This window comes from Streptomyces sp. NPDC031340 (assembly GCF_055569945.1).
The window spans coordinates 34,161-54,419 of record NZ_JBVIIE010000018.1; the positions used below are offsets into that span (position 1 = coordinate 34,161).

Here is a 20,259-nt window from a genome sequence, read left to right on the forward strand (position 1 = left end):
CGGGGGCGACGGGCCCCTGCCGAAGCCGACCACCACGGGGGACGAAGGGGGCGGCACGTCGACGGACGGGCCGCCCCGAGCGCGCGTTCCACGGATTCCGTCTGAAGGAATCTGATTTCCGCGATCCGGAAGCAATGCGGGCAGATGGTCGAAACTCATCAAGGGACGGACAGGCGGGGTGAGTTGGGGCACGATGGGGGTCATGTCCGAGAGCGTGCCGGTGCGCTGCCCTGCCTGTCGGCGCGAGCACCGTTACACCGCGCCGTCGTATCCCTGCGTGTGCGGCGCCCCGGTCGCGCCGCCACTGGACCCGCACGGTGAACCGACGGCCGTCACGCACCGCAGCTGGGACGAGCAGTGGGTCGGGGTGCGCTGCGCCGCCTGCGGCCACCGGGGTCAGTGGCCGCAGCCGGAGCTGGGCTGCCCGTGCGGGACGACGCTCCGCATCCCGGTGACGCGGCCGGCCGGACGGGCGGGCCCGGTCCGCACGGCCCGCGGCGCGGTCACCGCCGCCGTGGTGTATCTGCGCCGGCTCGGCCACGAGAACGTCCGGCGCGCCGACCAGCGGCCCCCGTCCGGCATCGGGCTCGCCGCACGGGGTCTGCTGGCCCACGTCGACCCGTCCGTGCACCCCGCCTCGCTGCGGGACGTGGAGTGCCTGTGGCTGGCGGCGATGACGGAGTCGGCGGACTGCCTCCACTTCTCCCTCGCCGGATACTCCGCCGAGGCCCTCGAAGGCGCCGTCGCCCTGCGCGTTCCGCTGTTCGTCCTCACCGCCACCGGGGCCCCGCGACCGGCCAACGCCCTGGCCGAAGCCCTGGACGCCGAGGCGGGCGGGGCCGCGTCCCCGCCCGCCGAGCCGCCGGAGCGGGATGACCTGGCGTAGCCCGGGGCTGACCCGGCGCAGCCCCGGGGCTGACCCGGCGCAGCCCCGGGGCTGACCCGGCGTAGCCCCGGGGCTGCCGCCGTCACGCCTCGCGGGCCGCCTGCTCGCGCAGTTCCACCTTGCGGACCTTGCCGGACACCGTCATCGGGAAGGCGTCCAGGATCCGCAGGCGGCTCGGGATCTTGTAGTGCGCGAGCTGTCCGTCACAGAACGCCCGGACGTCCTCCAGGGTGGGCGGGTCGCCCGCGTCGCGCGGGATGACGCAGGCCAGGACCTCCTCGCCGTACCGCTCGTGCGGAACGCCGACGACCTGGACGTCCGCGACCTTCGGGTGGCCGTAGAGGAACTCCTCGATCTCGCGCGGGTAGACGTTCTCACCGCCCCTGATGATCATGTCCTTGATGCGGCCGACGATCTCGACGTAGCCGTCCTCGCGCATCACGGCGAGGTCGCCGGTGTGCATGAAGCGGGCGGGGTCGATGGCCTCGGCCGTCTTCTCGGGCTCGTTCCAGTAGCCGAGCATCACGCTGTAGCCGCGGGTGCACAGCTCTCCCGCGGTGCCGCGCGGCTGGGTCACTCCCGTCACCGGGTCGACGATCTTCACCTCGAGGTACGGCAGGACGCGGCCGACGGTGCCGGTGCGGTGCTCCAGGTCGTCGTCCATCCGCGTCTGCAGGGAGACCGGGGACGTCTCGGTCATTCCGTAGCAGATGGAGACCTCCTCCATGTGCATCTCGGCGACCACCCGCTTCATGACCTCCACCGGGCAGGGCGAGCCGGCCATGATGCCGGTGCGCAGCGAGGAGAGGTCGTAGGCGGCGAAGTCGGGCAGGTTCAGCTCGGCGATGAACATGGTGGGGACGCCGTACAGCGAGGTGCAGCGCTCCCGCTGGACGGCCTCCAGGGTGGCCTTCGGGTCGAAGGACGGGGCCGGGATGACCATGCAGGCGCCGTGCGAGGTGGCCGCCAGGTTTCCCATGACCATGCCGAAGCAGTGGTAGAACGGCACGGGCAGGCAGACCCGGTCCTGCTCGCTGTAGCCGATCGTACGGCCCACCCAGAAGCCGTTGTTGAGGATGTTGTGGTGGGAGAGGGTGGCGCCCTTCGGGAAGCCGGTCGTGCCCGAGGTGTACTGGATGTTGACCGGGTCGTCGCAGCTCAGCTCGGCGCCCAGCTCGGCCACTCGCTCCCGCGGCACGGAGGCGCCCGCGGCGACCAGCGCGTCCCAGGACGGGTCGCCGATGTACACCGTCTCGCGCAACTCGGCGCATCTGCCGCGCACTTGGTCCACCAGGGCCCGGTAGTCGCTGCTCTTGTGCGCGAGCGAGGAGATCAGCACCGAGATCCCCGCCTGGTTCAGCACGTACTCCAACTCGTGCGCGCGGTACGCCGGGTTGATGTTGACCATGATGGCGCCGATGCGGGCGGTGGCGTACTGGACCAGCACCCACTCCGGGCAGTTGATCGCCCAGATACCGACCCGGTCGCCCTTGGCGACGCCGTGCGCGAGCAGGCCGCGCGCCACGTCGTCGACCGCTTCGCCGAACTCGGCGTAGGTCCAGCGCCGTCCGGAGGGAACGTCGACCAGGGCCTCGCGGTCGGGGAACGCGGCGAGCGCCCGGTCGAGGTTGGCGCCGATGGTGTCGCCGAGCAGCGGGACCTCGCCGGTCCCGTGCGCGTACGAGAGCCGGGCGTTGTCCGGGACTTGCGTGTTCGTCGGTCCGGTCACCGGAAGTCCTCCTCGCGGTACTCGTCGGACGAGCCCGCGGCCGTCGCCTCGCGCAGCTCGATCCGGCGGATCTTGCCGGACACGGTCTTGGGCAGGGCGGCGAACTCCAGGCGGCGGATGCGCTTGTAGGGGGCCAGCACCTCACGGGAGTGCTCGAAGAGCACCTTGGCCGTGTCGGGGCCGGGCTCCCAGCCGTCGGCGAGGACGACGTACGCCTTGGGCACCGCCAGGCGCAGCTCGTCCGGCGCGGGCACGACGGCCGCCTCGGCGACCGCCTCGTGCTCCAGCAGCGCGCTCTCCAGCTCGAAGGGGCTGATCTTGTAGTCAGAGGCCTTGAAGACGTCGTCGGAGCGCCCGATGTAGGTCAGATAGCCGTCCGCGTCCCGGGAGGCGACGTCGCCGGTGCGGTAGTAGCCGCCGGCCATCGCCTCCGCCGTGCGGTCCGGGTCGCCGTGGTAGCCGGTCATCAGGCCGACCGGGCGGGCGGACAGGTCGAGGGAGATCTCGCCCTCGGTGGCGCCGGGCGCGCCGGTGACCGGGTCGAGGAGTACGACGTGGTAGCCCGGGCTGGGCCGGCCCATGGAGCCGGTCTTCAGCGGCTGGCCGGGGCTGTTGGCGACCTGCACGGCGGTCTCGGTCTGCCCGAAGCCGTCCCGGATGGTGACGCCCCAGGCCCGGCGGACCTGCTCGATGACCTCGGGGTTGAGCGGCTCACCGGCGGCCACGACCTCGCGCGGCTTGGTGCGCAGCTGGGTGAGGTCGGCCTGGATGAGCATGCGCCAGACGGTCGGCGGGGCGCAGAAGGTGGTGACGCCGGCCCGGTCCATCTCGGCCATCAGGCGGGAGGCGTCGAAGCGCGTGTAGTTGTGGATGAAGACGGTCGCCTCGGCGTTCCACGGGGCGAACAGGTTCGACCAGGCGTGCTTGGCCCAGCCGGGTGAGGAGATGTTCAGGTGCACGTCGCCGGGCTTGAGCCCGATCCAGTACATGGTGGCCAGGTGCCCGATCGGGTACGAGGTGTGGGTGTGCTCGACCAGCTTGGGGCGGGCGGTGGTGCCCGAGGTGAAGTACAGCATCAGCGGGTCGTCCGGCAGGGTCGGCCCGTCCGGCGTGAAGTCGGCGGGGGCGGCGTACGCGTCCTCGTACGCCTGCCAGCCCTCGGGGGCGCCGCCGACCGCGATACGGGTGTAGCCGCCGGGCACCTCGTCGAACTTGCCGGTGTCCCCGGACCGTACGAGCACGTGCCCGACCCGTCCGCGCTCGACACGGTCACGCAGGTCGGCGGGGCCGAGCAGCGGGGTGGCCGGGATGACGACCGCGCGCAGCTTCATCGCGGCCAGGGCGGTCTCCCACAGCTCGGCCTGGTTGCCGAGCATGACCAGGACCCGGTCCTCGGCGCGCACGCCCCGCTCCCGCAGCCAGTTGGCCACCCGGTCGGAGCGCTCGGACATCTCGGCGAAGGACAGCCGGACCTCCGTGCCGTCCTCCTCGACGATGTGCAGGGCGGTCCGGTCGTTGCCGTCGGCGATGACGTCGAACCAGTCGAGCGCCCAGTTGAAACGCTCGGGGCGAGGCCAGGCGAAGCCCTCGTACGCTCGTTCGTAGTCCTCACGGTGTTCCAGCAGGAAGTCCCGCGCCCCGCGGAACACCTCCGTCGGCGTCGTCATCTGTGCTCCTTCGTTACCGGACCATTGCCGGGCGGCTCTCTGTCATCGTGTAATCCGTGATGCGGGTCTCACTACCCCCGTACGGGGGTGTGCGCCGCGGAGGAGAGGGCGAGCAGGTGGCAGCAGAAACGGCCGGGGTCGTGGAGATACGCAACGCGCTGGTACGGCTGCGGCGCACGACCGGCCTCCCGGTCGCCTTCGGCGGCCTCGTCGACGGCGGGCGGCAGCAGGTGCGCATCAGCGAGCTGAGCGGCAACGCGACGCCCGCGCTCAGCGCGCTCGCGGTGACCTCGGGCAACGGCCTGGGCGGCAAGGCGGTCGCGCTGGGCCGCCCGTGCGCGGTGACCGACTACTCCTCCTCCCGGCAGATCAGCCACGAATACGACATCCCGGTCGCCGCGGAGGGCCTGCGCTCGGTGCTGGCGGTGCCGGTGGTGGTACGGCGCCGGGTGCGCGGGGTGCTCTACGGCGCCCTGCGCACGGCCCAGCCGCTCGGCGACCGGGCGCTGGGCGCGGCCATGGAGGCGGCCCGGGACGTCGAGCAGGCGCTGGTGCTGCGGGACGAGGCGCGGGACCTGGTGACCGTGGCGGCGGCCCGCGACCCCGCGCGGGGCTCCACCTGGGAGCAGGTGCGGGAGGCGCACGCGGCGCTGCGCTCGCTGGCGCCGCGGATCGCCGACCCGACGCTTCGGGCGGAGCTGCTCGCGGCGTGCGCCCTGCTGACGCCGGGTCCGCAGCCGCGGGGAGCGAGCCTGGCGCCCCGCGAGCTCGACGTCCTCGCCTGCCTGGCGGACGGCGCGACCAACGCGGTGGCGGCGGACCGGCTGGGGCTGCGCCCGGAGACGGTCAAGAGCTACCTGCGCTCGGCGATGCGCAAGCTCGGCGCCCACACTCGCGGCGAGGCGGTCTCCGCGGCCCGCCGCGCGGGCCTGCTCCCATAGCCGGCCACCACGTCCCGCCGCCCGCGCCTGCGCCCTGCGCCTGCTCCGGCAGCTGCTCCCGCGCCGGGATGCGCCCCCCGCCGCCCCGCACCCCGGCGCCATGGAGCACCGCCCGCCGCCGCACAGCCCCGCACCACGGGGCACCGCCCACCGCCACACAGCCCCGCACCACGGGGCACCGCTCGGAAGGCGCCCACCGTCTCGCACCCCGGCACCACCGGGCACCGCCCCGCCCGGGAGCCTCGCGGCACTGCACCCCGGGCCTCAGGACCCGGACCCCGGGCCGCGCCCGAACACTGCGTGGCGCGGGCCTGCGGCGTGGCCCCGCGCCGGGGCACGGCTCGGGAGGCGCCCGGCGCATCTCACCCCGGCGCCACCGGGCGTCGCCGCCCGGGAGCCTCCGCGACACTGCGCCGTGGCCCCCGGACCCCAGCCCCCGGGCCGCGCCCGGACACTGCGTGGCGCGGGCCTGCGGCGCGGCTCCGCGCGGGCCCCACGTCTGCCTCCCGGTCGACCGGCGCGGGGCGCCACCGCCCCGCGCCGCGAGCGAGACAGCCCGCCCCGGAGACCGCCGCAGGCCAACGCAGGCCGCCCCCGGAGACACCGCTCGGCCCCACGACACTCCCGACCGAACGCCGCCCCCACACCGCGGACCCGCCACGCTGCAGCCCCAACGAACCGGACCCGGCGCACACGGCCACCGCAAACCACCATGGAGCCCGTCACGGCAGCCCGGCGAACACATGGCGCCACCCGGAAACCGCCCCGCCGCACGACGAACCCGCCCCCGCACACGGCCACCCCACCTCACGCGAAGGCGTCGGCCATGGCTCGGCGGCGCTGGGCGCCGCCCCACCACCACGACCCACCACGCGGGCCTTCCGGCCATGGATCGGCGGGGTGGGGCACGTGTGTCACCCTCCGGACCGGCACCACGCCCATGCCCGACACGCCGACCGCGAGCCGCCACCGCACACCGGTGTGCGGTGTGCCGTGTGCGCACACCGCCGCGAACGAACCGCACCGCCATCCGGCCTCCACGACCCGCCGCGCGAGCCCGCCGCCGCAGCCCGGCGGCCACGGCGCGCGATCCGGAAGCCACCACCGGCGCGCCGCGTACCGCGCCCACACACAGCCCCGCTGCCCGCAACGCGAACCCGCCGCAGCCCGGACCACAGCGCGCCGTCCGCGCCAACCCCCCGCCGCACGGCGGCCTCCGTGGCCCCGCGGTCCCGGGCGGATCGGCGCCCGGGCCCGTCGCGGCGGGCTGTCCCCGGCGCCGGACGGGCGCCCGGGCCCGTCGCGGCCGGGTGTCCGCGGTCCGCGGTGCGGGCCGGCCGGCGTGGCCCCACAGGCGTCCCACAGGGGCTCCGCGCAGGCCCGGCAGGGCTTCCGCGGGTGGCCGGTGTGCATTCGGCGAGACTTTGCATTTTCCTTGCGTCCGACGATTGTCGTATCTCTCACCTCGTCGGGCGTCCGGATTTCAATGAGACGTTGCCTAGAATTTGGCCCGGACACGACACACGGAGGGAGCGGTGACCGTGCGACGGGACTTCCAGGAGCCTGCCAGATGCCGCCCCGACCTGCTCATCGGCCGGGAGGGGCTGTTCGCCGCGGCGCGTGAGCAGCTCGCCTCCGGCGGCAGCGTGCTGCTGCACGGTCCCGCCGGAATTGGAAAGTCGACCGTGCTGCGGGCATTGGCGGCGCAATACGGCTCCTCGGCCCGCACCGTGTTGCGCTGCTCGGCCACCGAGTCCGAATCCCATCTGCCCTTCCTCGCCCTCGCCGACCTCCTCGGCCTGGTCGTGGACGAGGTGTCGGACCGGCTGCCCGCCGCCCAGCGCACCGCCCTGGAGTCGGCGCTCACCGGCCGGGGTGAGGAGTCCGCCCTCCAGAGGGACGGGCTCGCGCTGCGTCTCGCCGTGCTGTCGGCGCTGCGCGCCCTCGCCGCCCGGGGGCCGGTCCTCGTCGTCGCCGACGACCTGCAGTGGCTGGACTCCGCCAGCGCGGAGCTGCTCGGCTTCGCCGCCCGCCGCCTGGGCGACACGCCGGTGCAACTGCTGTGCGCGGTGCGCACCGAGGGCCAGGAGTACGACCGTCATCTGCGCTCGTGCCCGCCGGACACCCTCGCCGTCCGGCTGGGCCCGCTGTCCCGGGCCCAGGTGTCCGCGCTCCTCGACCACCGCGGCTACCCGGGCCTGCCCCGCTCCACGGTCCGCGACATCCACCGCACCAGCGGCGGCAACCCCCTGTTCGCCCTCGAACTGGGCCGCGCCCTGGCCGAGAGCTCCGACCCGGTCAGGCCGGGCGAGCCGCTCCCGGTGCCCACCTCGCTGCGCGCGCTGGTGCTGAACCGGCTGGAGATGCTCTCCGGCGAGGCCCGCCGCACCCTGCTGGTGGCCAGCGCCGGCGCCCGTCCCACGCTGGCCCTGCTGCACGCCGCCGGCCGGGAGAACGCCGAGGCCGAGACCGCGCAGGCCGCCGCGCTCGGACTGCTGGCGACCGAGCCGGAGGGCCCCGCAGTACGGTTCGCGCATCCGCTGATCTCGGCCGCCCTGTACGCGGAGGCGCCCGCGCACGAGCGGCGCGCCGCGCACGCCGCCCTGTCCACCGCGGCCTCCGACCCGATCGAGCGGGCCCGCCACCTCGCCCTGGCGACCACCGGCACCGATCCGGAGGCGGCCGCCCGCCTCGCCGAGGCCGCCGCCCTGGCCCGGGACCGCGGGGCGCCCTCGGTCGCCGCGTCGCTCGGCCTGCTCGCCGCCCGGCACACCCCGCCCGACGGCGACCCGGGCCCGGACCAGCGCCGGCTGCAGGCCGCGGAGGACGCGATCACCGCCGGCGAGGTCGACCTCGCCCGGGACATCGCCCGCGAGGTGCTGACCCGGGCCACCGCGCCCGCGGACCGGGTGCGGGCCTGGATGGTGGTGATCGAGTCGGCCGGGCAGGCCCTCGGCGAGGTCGACACCGTCTACCCGCAGGTGCTGGCCGACGCGGGCGACGACCCGCGCCTGCTCGCCCAGGTCCACTACCAACTGGCCTGGCGCGGCCTCGTCGTGGAGGGCGACTTCGCCACCGGCCGGGAGGAGGCCGCGCACGCGGCGGAGCTCGCCGCCCGGGCCGGCGACCGGCGCACCGAACTGCTCGCCCTGGCGTTCCAGGCGCAGACCGAGACGCTGATGGGCCACCCGGACGCGCCGGCGACCATCAAGCGGGCGCTGCAGGAGCCGCAGGACCCGCAGGTGGCGTGCCACCACAACGGCGCGGGCGCCACCCGCTACCGCTGGCTGATCATGAGTGACCAGCTGCCCGAGGCCCGCGCGACCGTCACGGCGCTGCTGCGCGAGGTGCGGCGGCGCGGCATGGTCGAGAGCGAGGTGCACTTCGTGCGCCTGCTGGCCGACACCGAACTGCGCTCCGGGCACTGCGGCCGCGCCCTGGACCTGGCCCGGGAGAGCATGCGGCTGGCCCGGGACTCCGGCATCGGCGAGATCCCCTCTGCCGTACTGACCTCCCTCGCGGAGGCCTCGGGCGGGGACGTGGAGCGGGCGCTGGCCCTGGGCCGGGAAGCGGCGGACCAGGCCGAGGAGGTCGGCGACCAGATGTACGTGTCGCGGGGCCTGGCCGCCCTCGGCCACGCGCAGCTGGTCGCCGGGGACGCCGCGGGAGCGGCCCGGTCGCTGCGCCGGGTACGGGAGCTGGAGCACAGCCTCGGCATCACCGACCCGGCGCGCGGCCGCTGGCACGGCGACCTCGCCGAGGCCCTGGTGCGCATCGGCGCGCTCGACGAGGCGCAGGGGCTCCTCGACGAGGCGCGCACGCACGCCCTGCGGCTCGGCCGGGAGAGCGTGCTGGGCGTCCTGGACCGGGCCGAAGCGCTGGTGCGGGCGGCGCGCGGGGAGTACGAGGCCGCCCTCGTCCAGCTCACGTCCGCCCAGGACCGGCTCGCCAAGCTGGGCTACGGCCTGGAGGAGGCCCGGGCCGCGTTCGCGCTGGCCTCGCTGCGCACCTCGCCCCGGGCTCCCGGCGCGGTGCGCGCGGCGGTGACCGCCACGCCCGGCCCGACGTCGTACGACGAGGCGGCCCGGCTGTTCCGGCGCTGCCGTGCGCTGCCCTGGGTGCGTCAGGTGGAGGCGGCGGCGGTGGCGAATCCGGTGGAACCGGCCGCCCCCGTCGCCGCGTCGGAGGGCCTGGAGGGCCTCGCCTCGATGGAACGCCAGGTCGCCGCGCTCGTCATGGAGGGGGCGACCAACCGGGAGATCGCCGCGCGCCTGTTCATCAGCGTCAAGACGGTCGAGGCGACCCTCACACGGGTGTACCGCAAGCTGGGGATCCGCTCCCGGGTGGACATCGTCCGGCTGGCGGCGGGGCATCGCACGAAGTGAGGTCCGCGGTGAAGCCCGTGTGAGTCAGGGGTCGACCGAGGGTTTTCCCTGCCCGGCCCCACTAGGGGGTTCCCTCATTGGGTGCCCGGCGGGCCGGGTCCTAGCGTGAGGGCGTGCCGCTCACCCGGGCACACCAGGTCGGTCCGCCCCACACCCGCGCGCCCCACCGGCAATCCCCCCACCTAGGAGACGGATGTTCGGGCTCACCCGAGTCAGGAAGATCTGGACCGCCCCCGCCGACTCCCACGATTCGGACTGCGTCCGGTCCGACACGGTTTACGCCGGACACACCTCCGGCGACGTCGACACCTGCCAGGACGACAGCGGCGGTCCCCTGCTCGTCAGGGGCGTCCTGGCAGGGATCACTTCTCGGGGCACGGGCCGAGCGGAGGCCGGTCGGCCGGGTGTCCACACCCGGCCGACCGCCCGCTCCGGCCCGGTGACCGCGCAGGTCGCCGCTTGACCCGGAAGGCTTCCTGAGTACCCCTCAGGTGAAGAACCAGGGGGCGTTGCGAGCTTCCACGAGCAGCCCGCAACGCCCCCTGTCCAATGCTCCGGGACGGTCCGCCGCCTCTGCCGCGGCACCCGCCGGGTCTACGGCAGCACGCGCCCGAAGCGGATGTCGTACGAGCTGCCGGGGTGCAGGGCCGCGAGCATCCGCTCCCCCTCCTCGGCCACCTCCTGCCGGCGGGCGCCGGTGAGCCGGCCGAAGGGCTGCACGACGACGGCGTCCCCCTCCGGTTTCCACACGCCGGCCAGGAAACCGTCGATGAGCAGAGCGCGGTGGGCGGTGTTGCCCCGCCAGGTGCGGCCGCGGTGGGCGGGCGGGACGACGCGGGTCCGGTCGGCGTGCGAGAGCAGCAGGTTGTCGAACTCGGGCAGGAAGCGGGGCGGCGCCGGGGTGTCCGGATCGGGCCGGGGCGCGTCCGGGAGGTCGAACAGTTCGACGCCGGTCTCGTCGCGGAAGGTGACCAGCCGCGGGCGGAGACGTTCGAAGGCCGGGCGCAGCCGGGTCAGGCCGGCCCAGGTCTGCATGTCCTTGACGGAGGCGGGGCCGAAGGCGGTCAGGTAACGCAGCACGACCGTGCCGGGGTCCGGGGCCGGCTCGGCGGGGCGGCCGAGCCAGTGCTCGGCGGTGGTGAGGGCGACCTGGCCGCTCCTGCCCCACAGGCCGCGCGGGGTGACCTGGACCAGCGGCAGACGGCAGCGGGCGGCGACGGCGAGGGCCTGCGGATCGGCTTCAGGCCACTCGGCGGCCAGGGCCTCGCGCAGTTGCCCCATGGTGCGCGGCCCGTTCTCGACGAGGTCGCGGGCGAGCGCGGCGAGCCGGTCCAGGTCGACCCCGGCCAGCCCCTTGCGGAAGGCACCGAGTTCCCGGTCCCGGGCGGGCTGGACGAGCGGGCGCAGGGTGAGGCAGTCGTCGGCGGTGTGGGTGTGAATGGTCGAGCGCACGGTGACGATGCGGACGACCCGGCGGTCGGCCATCGGCGCGGACAGCCGCTCGGGAGCGAAGCCGTCGAGGCGGGCGGCGAGGGCGTAGTACGGGGGCTTGACGTTCTGGGCCTGCAGGCCGACCAGGTGCTCGACGGCGGCCTCGGCGGACATCGGCGAGCGGCGCAGCAGCAGCTGGCGGGCGAGGGTCGCGCGGTTGAGGGCGCGGGTGCCGAGCACGGGCGCCGTCGGGGCCGTCGTCTTCGTCATGACCGGTACGGTAGTTGCGATTGCGGACACCTTCTGTCCGCGAGGCCACGGCCGGTCCGCGATCGCCGCGCACGGTCACCGTGGGCGGTGCGGGGTCGCGCATGGCTGTGCGGCCGTATGCCCCGTATATCCTGCTCAGGACCGCAGCAGTGTCCGCCGACCGGGAGGCAGCCGCCATGTCCGAGCGACGCGCCCGCCCGTCCGCGAAGCGCCCCAGGAAGTCCGTCTGGCGCCGGACCGCCACCTCCGCGCCGCCGTCCTCGGCGCGGCCTCCCGCCGTACCGCCGGCCCCGGTCTCCCCCGAGCCGTCCGCGCCGGCCGGCGTGGTGCGGGCGGCCGTGTACCGCGACGGGGTGCGGGTGTCCTCCCCCGCCACCCTGGCCGACACCTACCGGGAGCTGCGCGAGCAGCCGTCCGGCATGGCCTGGATCGGGCTGGCCCGCCCGACCGAGGACGAACTGCTGTCCCTGGCGGCCGAGTTCGGCCTGCATCCGCTGGCGGTCGAGGACGCGATGGAGGCCCACCAGCGCCCGAAGCTGGAGCGTTACGGCGACACCCTGTTCGTCGTGCTGCGCGCCGCCCGTTACCTGGACGCGCCCGAGGAGGTCGACTTCGGCGAGCTGCACGTGTTCGTCGGGCCGGACTTCCTGATCACCGTCCGCCACGGCGCGGCCCCGGGCCTGTCGGCGGTCCGGCGTCGCATGGAGGAGACGCCGGAGCTGCTCAGGCTGGGCCCCGAGGCGGTGCTGTACGCGATCCTCGACGCGGTGGTCGACGGCTACGCGCCGGTCGTGGAGGGCGTCCAGAACGACATCGACGAGATCGAGACGGAAGTCTTCGGCGGCGCCCCCGAGGTGTCCCGCCGCATCTACGAGCTCTCCCGCGAGATGGTCGAGTTCCAGCGCGCCACCCGCCCCCTGGTCGGCATGCTGCACGGCCTGATCGCCGGATTCTCCAAGTACGGCACCGACGAGGAGCTGCAGCGCTACCTGCGGGACGTCGCCGACCACGTCACCCACATCAGCGAGCGCGTCGATTCGTTCCGCCAGGCCCTCGCCGACATCCTCACGGTCAACGCGACGCTGGTCACCCAGCAGCAGAACGCGGAGATGCGGGCACTGGCGGAGGCGGGCTTCGAGCAGAACGAGGAGATCAAGAAGATCTCCGCCTGGGCGGCGATCCTGTTCGCCCCGACGCTGGTCGGCACGGTGTACGGGATGAACTTCCGCCACATGCCGGAATTGCACTGGGCGTTCGGATACCCCCTTTCGGTCGCCCTGATGGCCGCGGTCTGCGTCAGCCTGTACGTCGTCTTCAAACGGCGGGGCTGGCTCTAGCCGGGCGGCGACGTCAGGGCAGGACTTTGTACTTCAACTCATACAGAGCCCCGCCGCCTTCGAATTTCTTCGACAGTTCTCCACGATTGACTTCGTCGCGCCTGATGAATATCGACCCCAGGGAAATCGGGTGCCCCGGCTGATTCACCGCCTTCAGCGTAAGTTCAACGTCGCCCTCGCCGAACGGCACGAAGACATCCTCGTTTTCCAGGTCCAACTCATCACCTTGATGCACGGTGATCAGGCCGGCAGAAGGGAAGAACTGGTGGTTACCGTCCCTTGCCACGACTATCCGGTCCTGCCCGTCAGGCGATTGAGTCTTGTCTACGTCGAGCTCCAGAAGCTTGCCGAGGGGAAAGCTCATGAGATGCTCCTGCTGATCTCGAACGGGTCTTTCGTCGGCGTCAAGTGCCGGAATCACACTGATGCGCCGTCAATCACGTTACGCTTCGTGAGCACGCTCAGCAATCGCTGCACCCCAAGACCCGAATCCGCCTCTTTGGCTCCGGTCTCGCGGCACAGCTGTAAAGCGAGCGCCCAGCAGTCGACTGCCTGCGCACGGTCACCGAATGCTCGAGGAATTCCCTCGCCGCCGGCTCCGCCGTACGCCGGCGGGTCAGCCCACGCGTTCCCAGCCGCGGCGGGGCGGGCGGTTGCCGAGGCGGGCGTCGCGGCTGCGGTAGACGATGTAGGGGCGGGTCAGGTAGCCGAGCGGGGCTGTGAGCATGTGGACCAGGCGGGTGAAGGGCCACGCGGCGAAGAGCAGCAGGGCGCTGATGGCGTGGAGCTGGAACAGGATCGGGGCGCCGGACATCAGGTCCGGGTCGGGTTGGAACCAGAAGATCGAGCGGAACCAGGGGGAGATGGTCTCGCGGTAGTCGTAGCCGCCGCCGACGATGTTCGCGACGACGGTCGCGGACAGGCCGAGCACGATGGTCGCGGTGAGCGAGACGTACATCGCCTTGTCGTTGCGGGTGGTGGCGGAGAAGACGGGGCCGACGGTGCGGCGACGGTAGACGAGGATGGCCAGCCCGCCCAGGGTGCACACGCCGGCGACGGTGCCGAGCACCACGGCGGTGACGTGGTAAGCGTCCTCGCCGATGCCGACGGCCTCGGTCCAGCTCTTGGGGACGAGCAGGCCGCCGATGTGGCCGAGCAGCACGACGAGGATGCCGAAGTGGAACAGCGGGCTGCCGATGCGCAGCAGCCGGTTCTCGTAGAGCTGGGAGGAGCGGGTGGTCCAGCCGAACTTGTCGTAGCGGTAGCGCCAGATGTGGCCGAGGACGAACACCGCGAGGGAGACGTACGGCAGGACGACCCAGAGCAGGATGGCTCCGGTGCCGGCCTCGGCCGCCAGGCCGACGGGCTGTGCGGGCGGGGTCATCGGGGGTGTCATCGGGGGCCTCCGCTCACCGGGTCGGGCAGGAACTGCGGGGGCGCGTAGGGGTCCAGGCCGACCTGTTCCTCGGGCGGACCCTGGGCGGCGAGCCTGGCCACCGCCTCGCGGACGTCGCCGCCGAGGGCGGGGAGCGTGGCGGATACGGAGTCCAGGACGGCCGCCCACGGGGAGCCGGTGTCGTGCAGCGCCAGGCGCAGCAGTTCCAGGCCGGCGCGGTGGCCGGTGAGCAGGCGTGCCCCGGCGGCGGGCTCGGCGGCGGCGAACTCCAGGACGACGGCGAGGTGGTCGGGCAGTTCGTCGTCGCTCAGCCGCCAGCCGGCGCGGGCGTAGGTCTGCTTGAGCCGCAGCAGCGCGAGGCCGCGCTTGCGGGTGTCGCCGTGCGCGTAGTAGGTCAGGTACGGGCAGCAGCGTTTGCGCTGGTCGAAGGTGGCGACGTAGTCGGCGGCCAGGTCGGGCTGCGGGGTGCGCTCGGCGTGGTCGGCGAAGACGGTCAGGGGACGGCCGACCGGCTGGGGCTGGCGGGCGGCGACCTGCCGGGCCAGGGCGAGGCGGTCGCGGAATTCCTCGTCGGGGTAGGCCAGCAGCAGCGACTGGGCCTGCCAGGCGAGGGAGTTGCGGGCGTCGCCGGGGTCCGGCCTCATGACGCGGGTCCTTTCTCGCCGTGCGCGTCGTGCCCGTCGTTCCCGTCGGGCGGGAACAGGCCGGGCGGGCGTCCCTTGCCGTCCCAGTTGAGGAGGTTGACGCGGGTGGCCTTGTCGGTGGGGGCGGCCGGGGTGTCGGCGGTCTGGCGGTCGTGCAGGGCGCGGTAGTTCTCCACCGCTATCGGGGCGGCGCCGCCGGAGGTCTCGCCGAAGGGGCCCCAGCCGCCCATGCCGGGGCCGCCTTCGTAGTCGAGGCTGCACTCGGTGGCCAGTTCCTCCAGCTTGTGGGCCTGTTCGGCGTGGGCGGGCGGGATGACGTACCGCTCGTCGTACTTGGCGAGGGCCAGCAGCCGGTACATGTCGTACATCTGCTCCTCGCCCATGCCGACCCGCTCCGGAATCGTGGCGTCCGGCTCGCGGCCGAGGTTGATGTCGCGCATGTAGGAGCGCATGGCCGCCAGGCGCCGCAGCACCGCGTCGACGGGGGCCGGGTCGCCCGCGGTGAACAGCTGGGCGAGGTAGTCGACGGGGATGCGCAGCGCGTCCACGGCGGCGAACAGGTTGCGGTGGTCCTCTGCGTCGCGGCCGGTCTCGCGGACCGCGTCGACGACCGGGGAGAGCGGCGGGATGTACCAGACCATCGGCAGGGTGCGGTACTCCGGGTGCAGCGGCAGCGCCACCCGGTAGGTGTTGATCAGGGCGTGCACCGGGGAGCGCCGGGCGGCCTCGATCCAGTCCCGCGGGATGCCCGACCGCTCCGCCGCGGCGACCACCCGCGGGTCGTCCGGGTCGAGGAAGACCTGCCGCTGGGCCTCGTACAGGTCGGTCTCGTCGGGGGTTGAGGCGGCCTCGAGGACGCGGTCGGCGTCGTAGAGGACGAGGCCGATGTAGCGCAGCCGGCCCACGCAGGTCTCGGAGCAGACGGTGGGCAGGCCGACCTCGACGCGGGGGAAGCAGAAGGTGCACTTCTCCGCCTTGCCGGTGCGGTGGTTGAAGTAGACCTTCTTGTACGGGCAGCCCGTGACGCACATCCGCCAGCCGCGGCAGCGGTCCTGGTCGACGAGGACGATGCCGTCCTCGGTGCGCTTGTAGATCGCGCCGGAGGGGCAGGAGGCGGCGCAGGACGGGTTGAGGCAGTGCTCGCAGATGCGCGGCAGGTAGAACATGAAGGTCTGCTCGAACTCGAGCTTGATCTTCTCCGACACCTGGCCCAGCAGCACGTCCTTCTCGCCGTGCTCGGCGCTGCCGCCCAGGTCGTCGTCCCAGTTGGCCGACCAGGAGATCTTGTGGTCCTTGCCGGTGATGAGGGACTTGGGGCGGGCGACCGGGGTGTGCTCCTGGAGCGGGGCGTTGGTGAGGGTCTCGTAGTCGTACGTCCACGGCTCGTAGTAGTCGTCGAGCGTGGGCAGCTTGGGGTTGGAGAAGATCTGGATCAGCTTCTTGAACCGGCCGCCCGCCTTCAGCGCCAGCCGGCCGCGCTTGTTGAGCTCCCAGCCGCCCTTCCAGGTGTCCTGGTCCTCGTAGCGGCGGGGGTAGCCCTGGCCGGGGCGGGTCTCGACGTTGTTGAACCACACGTACTCGACGCCGGTGCGGTTGGTCCACGCCTGTTTGCAGGTGACCGAGCAGGTGTGGCAGCCGATGCACTTGTCGAGGTTCATGACCATCGCCATCTGGGCCATGACCCGTCCGATGGGGGCTTCGCCGCGGGGCATCAGTACTCGACCTCCTGATCGGTGCGGCGGCGGATGACCGTCACCTCGTCGCGCTGGTTGCCGGTCGGGCCGAGGTAGTTGAAGGCGTACGTGAGCTGGGCGTAGCCGCCGATGAGATGGCTCGGCTTGATCAGCAGGCGGGTCAGCGAGTTGTGGATGCCGCCGCGCCGGCCGGTGGTCTCGGTGCGGGGCACGTCGATCAGCCGGTCCTGGGCGTGGTGCATGTAGACGGTGCCCTCCGGCATGCGGTGCGAGACGACCGCGCGGGCGGCGACGACGCCGTTGCGGTTGACGGCCTCCACCCAGTCGTTGTCGCGCACGCCGACCTTGGCCGCGTCCTGGGTGCTCATCCAGATGGTCGGGCCGCCGCGCGACAGCGACAGCATGAACAGGTTGTCCTGGTACTCGGAGTGGATGGACCACTTGTTGTGCGGGGTCAGGTAGCGCACGGTCACGCCGAGCTCTCCGGTGTCGCCGAGACGCGGCTCGCCGAACAGCGCGTGCATGTTCAACGGGGGGCGATAGACCGGGAGTTGTTCGCCGAGGGCGGCCATCCAGTCGTGGTCGAGGTAGAAGTGCTGGCGGCCGGTGAGGGTGTGCCAGGGCTTGAGGCGTTCGACGTTGACGGTGAACGGGGAGTAGCGGCGCCCGCCCGTCTCGGAGCCGGACCACTCCGGTGAGGTGATCACCGGCACGGGCGCGGCCCGGGTGTCGGCGAAGGTGATCCGCTTGCCCTCGTGCTCGGCGGCCAGGTCGGCGAGCCGGGTGCCGGTGCGGGCCTCCAGGGCGTGGAAGCCCTGGGTGGCGAGGTGGCCGTTGGTGGTGCCGGACAGGGCGAGGATCGCCTCGCAGGCGTCGCTGTCGCGGGCGATGGAGGGCCGGCCGTCGGCGGCGCCGCCGCGCACCACGCCGTTCTTGTGCCGCAGGTACTGCATCTCCTTGTCGAGGTGGAAGGTGACGCCCTTGGTGGTGGCGCCGAGGCTGTCCAGCAGCGGGCCGAGGGCGCCCATCTTGTCGGCGACGGCGCCGTAGTCCCGCTCGACGGTCACCAGCTTGGGCAGGGTGCGGCCGGGGACCGGCTCGCACTCGCCGGTCTTCCAGTCCCGGACCCGGCCGTGCGGGGTGGCCAGTTCGTCGGGAGTGTCGTGCAGCAGCGGCGCGGCGACCAGGTCGGTGCGCACGCCGAGGTGCTCGCGGGCCTGGCGGCTGAACTCGCGGGCGATGGTGTGGAAGGCGTCCCAGTCGGTGCGGGTCTGCCAGGGCGGGGCGATGGCCGGGTTGAAGGCGTGCACGAAGGGGTGCATGTCCGTGCTGGACAGGTCGTACTTCTCGTACCAGGTGGCGGCGGGCAGCACGACGTCGGAGAAGACGGTGGTGCTGGTCATCCGGAAGTCGAGGGTGAGCAGCAGGTCGAGCTTGCCCTCCGGGGCCCGCTCCCGCCACACGACGTCCTTCGGGCGGGCGTCCGGCGGGGCCTCGGCGGCGCGCACCGAGGAGTCGGTGCCGAGCAGGTGCTTGAGGAAGTACTCGTTGCCCTTGGCGGAGGAGCCCAGCAGGTTGGCCCGCCACACGGTCAGCACGCGCGGGAAGTTCTCCGGCGCGTCCGGGTCCTCGCCGGCGAACCGCAGCCGCCCTGCCTTCAGCTCCTGCACCACGTGCTCGGCGACCGGGCGGCCCGCGCCGTCGGCCTCGTCGGCCAGGTCGAGCGGGTTGCGGTCGAAGGTGGGGTACGACGGCATCCAGCCGAGCCGGGCCGACTGCGCGATGACGTCCGCGGTGGCCTTCCCGGCGAACGGGCCGGCGCCCGCGCCGTCCGCCGCAAGGGCGTCGGCGGAGAAGGGGTCGTAGCGGAACTGGTCGCCGTGCAGGTACCAGTAGGCGGTCTGGATCATCTGGCGGGCCGGGCGGTTCCAGTCCGCGGCCGTCGCGAGCGCCGAGTAGCCGGTGATCGGGCGGACCTTCTCCTGGCCGACGTAGTGCGCCCAGCCGCCGCCGTTGACGCCCTGGCAGCCGGTGAGCGTGGTCAGGGTGAGGAAGGCGCGGTAGATGGTGTCGGAATGGAACCAGTGGTTGGTGCCCGCCCCCATGATGATCATCGAACGGCCGCCGGACTCCTCGGCGTTGGCCGCGAACTCGCGCGCGATGCGGGCCGCCCGCGCGGCGTCCACGCCGGTGATCGCCGCCTGCCAGGCGGGGGTGCAGGGCTCCTCGGCGTCCTCGTAGGAGGTCGGCCACCGGCCGGGCAGCCCGTCGCGGGCCACCCCGTACTGGGCCAGCAGCAGGTCGTACACGGTGGTGACCAGGCGGCCGCCGACCCGGCGTACGGGCACGCCGCGCAGCAGCTTTCCCGGGCTGCCGTCGGGCGCGTCGAACCGCGGCAGTTCCACCGTCACCGGCGCCTCGTCGCCGCCCTCGGCCGACAGCAGCGGGTCGAGGTCGCCGAGGTCCAGGTTCCACTTGCCGATGCCCGACTCGCCGTACCGGTCGCCGAGGGTGCCGGGCGGGACCACCGGCGCCCCGGTCGCGGCGTCCAGCAGCACGGTGCGGAACTCGGCGTGCTCGGCCTCGGCGTGCTCGCCGCCGAGATCGGCGGCGGTCAGGAACTTGCCGGGTGCGTGGCTGCCCGGCGCGCGTTCGTCGAGGGTCACCAGGAACGGCAGGTCGGTGAAGCGCTTGACGTAGCCGTCGAAGTACGGCGTGCGCCGCTCGACGAAGAACTCCTTGAGGACGACGTGCCCCATGGCCATCGCCAGGGCGCCGTCGGTGCCGGGCCGGGCGGGCAGCCACTCGTCGGCGAACTTCACGTTGTCCGCGTAGTCCGGGGAGACCGCCACCACCTTCTGGCCGCGGTAGCGGGCCTCGGCCATCCAGTGCGCGTCCGGCGTCCGCGTCACCGGCAGGTTCGACCCCCACATGATCAGGTAGCCGGCGTCCCACCAGTCCCCCGACTCCGGTACGTCGGTCTGGTCGCCGAACACCTGCGGCGAGGCGACCGGCAGGTCGGCGTACCAGTCGTAGAAGGACAGCATCACCCCGCCGAGCAGGGAGTAGAAGCGGGCGCCCGCGGCGTGCGAGACCATCGACATCGCCGGGATGGGCGAGAAGCCGGCCAGCCGGTCCGGGCCGTATGCCTTGATCGTGTGCACGTGGGCGGCGGCCACCATCTCCACCGCCTCGTCCCAGCTCGCCCGCACCAGGCCGCCCTTGCCGCGGACGGACTTGTAGCGGCGGGCGCGCTCCGGGTCGGAGACGATGTCGGCCCAGGCCGCGACCGGGTCGCCCAGGCGCGCCTTCGCCGCCCGGTACATCCCCAGCAGCACGCCCCGCACATACGGGTAGCGGACCCGGGTCGGCGAGTAGGTGTACCAGGAGAACGCGGCCCCGCGCGGGCAGCCGCGCGGCTCGTACTCGGGCCGGTCCGGGCCGACCGAGGGGTAGTCGGTCTGCTGGGCCTCCCAGGTGATGATGCCGTCCTTGACGTACACCTTCCACGAGCAGGAGCCGGTGCAGTTCACGCCGTGGGTGGAGCGCACCACCTTGTCGTGCGACCAGCGGTCCCGGTAGAAGGCGTCCGCCTGCCGGCCGCCTGCCTTGTGCAGGGTGCGCAGGTCCGGGGAGACCTCCGCCCGGCTGAAGAAGCGGCGGCTGCGGACGAGCGCCTCGGCGAGGGCGCTGTCCATGCCCGGCGGTGTCGGTGTCCGCTGCGGACCGGTCTCCGTGCTCACCCTGCACCCCGCATCCCGGGCACCCGGCCCGTGCGTGTCGCGATTCGAACGGCCGCGCTCGACCTTACGGCCGTGGTACCCCCGAAGGTCAACAGGCGCACCGCGGAAATGCGCGTCCGCCACGTGGGGCGTTTCC

12 protein-coding genes and 1 pseudogene are annotated in these 20,259 nt (G+C 73.4%); 5 read left to right on the forward strand and 8 right to left on the reverse strand.

The window, feature by feature from the left end:
- The first annotated feature begins 193 nt into the window (after positions 1 to 193).
- Entirely contained in the window at positions 194 to 886 is a 693-nt protein-coding gene (locus ACZ5GT_RS16330) for a hypothetical protein (protein WP_469022799.1), read from the forward strand.
- Positions 887 to 968: 82 nt separating this feature from the next.
- Here ACZ5GT_RS16330 and ACZ5GT_RS16335 read toward each other — a convergent pair whose 3' ends face one another.
- Positions 969 to 2,615, reverse strand: a complete 1,647-nt coding sequence (locus ACZ5GT_RS16335; RefSeq protein WP_469022803.1) for an AMP-binding protein — start codon at positions 2,613 to 2,615, stop codon at positions 969 to 971.
- Complete coding sequence (locus tag ACZ5GT_RS16340; protein WP_469022810.1) at positions 2,612 to 4,282, reverse strand: AMP-binding protein; 1,671 nt, start codon at positions 4,280 to 4,282, stop codon at positions 2,612 to 2,614. Before ACZ5GT_RS16340 ends, ACZ5GT_RS16335 begins: the two co-directional genes overlap by 4 nt.
- Before the next feature lie 116 nt (positions 4,283 to 4,398).
- On the opposite strand from ACZ5GT_RS16340, the gene ACZ5GT_RS16345 reads away from it, so the two are divergent.
- From ACZ5GT_RS16345 to ACZ5GT_RS16355, 3 genes and pseudogenes are all read left to right on the forward strand, one after another.
- Positions 4,399 to 5,223 (forward strand): helix-turn-helix transcriptional regulator, encoded by an 825-nt coding sequence (locus ACZ5GT_RS16345; RefSeq protein ID WP_469022816.1) that lies wholly within the window; start codon positions 4,399 to 4,401, stop codon positions 5,221 to 5,223.
- 1,535 nt (positions 5,224 to 6,758) lie between these two features.
- Positions 6,759 to 9,608, forward strand: coding sequence for a helix-turn-helix transcriptional regulator (locus ACZ5GT_RS16350; RefSeq protein WP_469022818.1), 2,850 nt, complete (start codon positions 6,759 to 6,761; stop codon positions 9,606 to 9,608).
- A gap of 235 nt (positions 9,609 to 9,843) precedes the next feature.
- A pseudogene (locus ACZ5GT_RS16355) lies at positions 9,844 to 10,071 on the forward strand (trypsin-like serine protease); the annotation flags it as partial.
- 131 nt (positions 10,072 to 10,202) lie between these two features.
- Here the strand turns inward: ACZ5GT_RS16355 and ACZ5GT_RS16360 are convergent.
- Complete coding sequence (locus tag ACZ5GT_RS16360) at positions 10,203 to 11,309, reverse strand: winged helix DNA-binding domain-containing protein (RefSeq protein WP_469022821.1); 1,107 nt, start codon at positions 11,307 to 11,309, stop codon at positions 10,203 to 10,205.
- Between the two features lie 176 nt (positions 11,310 to 11,485).
- Here ACZ5GT_RS16360 and ACZ5GT_RS16365 point away from each other — a divergent pair, with 176 nt between their 5' ends.
- Complete coding sequence (locus ACZ5GT_RS16365; RefSeq protein WP_469022824.1) at positions 11,486 to 12,646, forward strand: magnesium and cobalt transport protein CorA; 1,161 nt, start codon at positions 11,486 to 11,488, stop codon at positions 12,644 to 12,646.
- A gap of 13 nt (positions 12,647 to 12,659) precedes the next feature.
- On the opposite strand, the gene ACZ5GT_RS16370 is transcribed toward ACZ5GT_RS16365, so the two are convergent.
- The 5 genes from ACZ5GT_RS16370 to ACZ5GT_RS16390 all read right to left on the reverse strand — a co-directional run bounded on the left by ACZ5GT_RS16370 (position 12,660) and on the right by ACZ5GT_RS16390 (position 20,078).
- Positions 12,660 to 13,010: a hypothetical protein gene (locus ACZ5GT_RS16370; protein ID WP_469022829.1), complete on the reverse strand. Its 351-nt coding sequence runs from the start codon at positions 13,008 to 13,010 to the stop codon at positions 12,660 to 12,662.
- 252 nt (positions 13,011 to 13,262) lie between these two features.
- Positions 13,263 to 14,030, reverse strand: a complete 768-nt coding sequence (gene narI / locus ACZ5GT_RS16375; protein WP_469023204.1) for a respiratory nitrate reductase subunit gamma — start codon at positions 14,028 to 14,030, stop codon at positions 13,263 to 13,265.
- A gap of 8 nt (positions 14,031 to 14,038) precedes the next feature.
- Positions 14,039 to 14,686, reverse strand: a complete 648-nt coding sequence (gene narJ / locus ACZ5GT_RS16380; RefSeq protein ID WP_469022835.1) for a nitrate reductase molybdenum cofactor assembly chaperone — start codon at positions 14,684 to 14,686, stop codon at positions 14,039 to 14,041.
- Positions 14,683 to 16,398, reverse strand: a complete 1,716-nt coding sequence (gene narH / locus ACZ5GT_RS16385) for a nitrate reductase subunit beta (protein ID WP_469022838.1) — start codon at positions 16,396 to 16,398, stop codon at positions 14,683 to 14,685. Before narH ends, narJ begins: the two co-directional genes overlap by 4 nt.
- Positions 16,398 to 20,078 carry a nitrate reductase subunit alpha gene (locus tag ACZ5GT_RS16390; RefSeq protein ID WP_469022841.1) on the reverse strand — a complete coding sequence of 1,227 codons (3,681 nt, stop codon included), beginning with the start codon at positions 20,076 to 20,078 and terminating at the stop codon, positions 16,398 to 16,400. The genes narH and ACZ5GT_RS16390 overlap by 1 nt, the downstream gene beginning before the upstream one ends.
- Positions 20,079 to 20,259: the final 181 nt, after the last annotated feature.

Excerpts from the sequence above, each read along its gene's own strand:
- ACZ5GT_RS16330 (WP_469022799.1), top strand. The coding sequence starts at position 194 with ATGGGGGTCATGTCCGAGAGCGTGCCGGTGCGCTGCCCTGCCTGTCGG.
- ACZ5GT_RS16340 (WP_469022810.1), bottom strand. The coding sequence starts at position 4,282 with ATGACGACGCCGACGGAGGTGTTCCGCGGGGCGCGGGACTTCCTGCTG.
- ACZ5GT_RS16360 (WP_469022821.1), bottom strand. The coding sequence starts at position 11,309 with ATGACGAAGACGACGGCCCCGACGGCGCCCGTGCTCGGCACCCGCGCC.
- ACZ5GT_RS16365 (WP_469022824.1), top strand. The coding sequence starts at position 11,486 with ATGTCCGAGCGACGCGCCCGCCCGTCCGCGAAGCGCCCCAGGAAGTCC.
- ACZ5GT_RS16370 (WP_469022829.1), bottom strand. The coding sequence starts at position 13,010 with ATGAGCTTTCCCCTCGGCAAGCTTCTGGAGCTCGACGTAGACAAGACT.
- narI (WP_469023204.1), bottom strand. The coding sequence starts at position 14,030 with ATGACCCCGCCCGCACAGCCCGTCGGCCTGGCGGCCGAGGCCGGCACC.
- narJ (WP_469022835.1), bottom strand. The coding sequence starts at position 14,686 with ATGAGGCCGGACCCCGGCGACGCCCGCAACTCCCTCGCCTGGCAGGCC.
- narH (WP_469022838.1), bottom strand. The coding sequence starts at position 16,398 with ATGCCCCGCGGCGAAGCCCCCATCGGACGGGTCATGGCCCAGATGGCG.
- ACZ5GT_RS16390 (WP_469022841.1), bottom strand. The coding sequence starts at position 20,078 with ATGGACAGCGCCCTCGCCGAGGCGCTCGTCCGCAGCCGCCGCTTCTTC.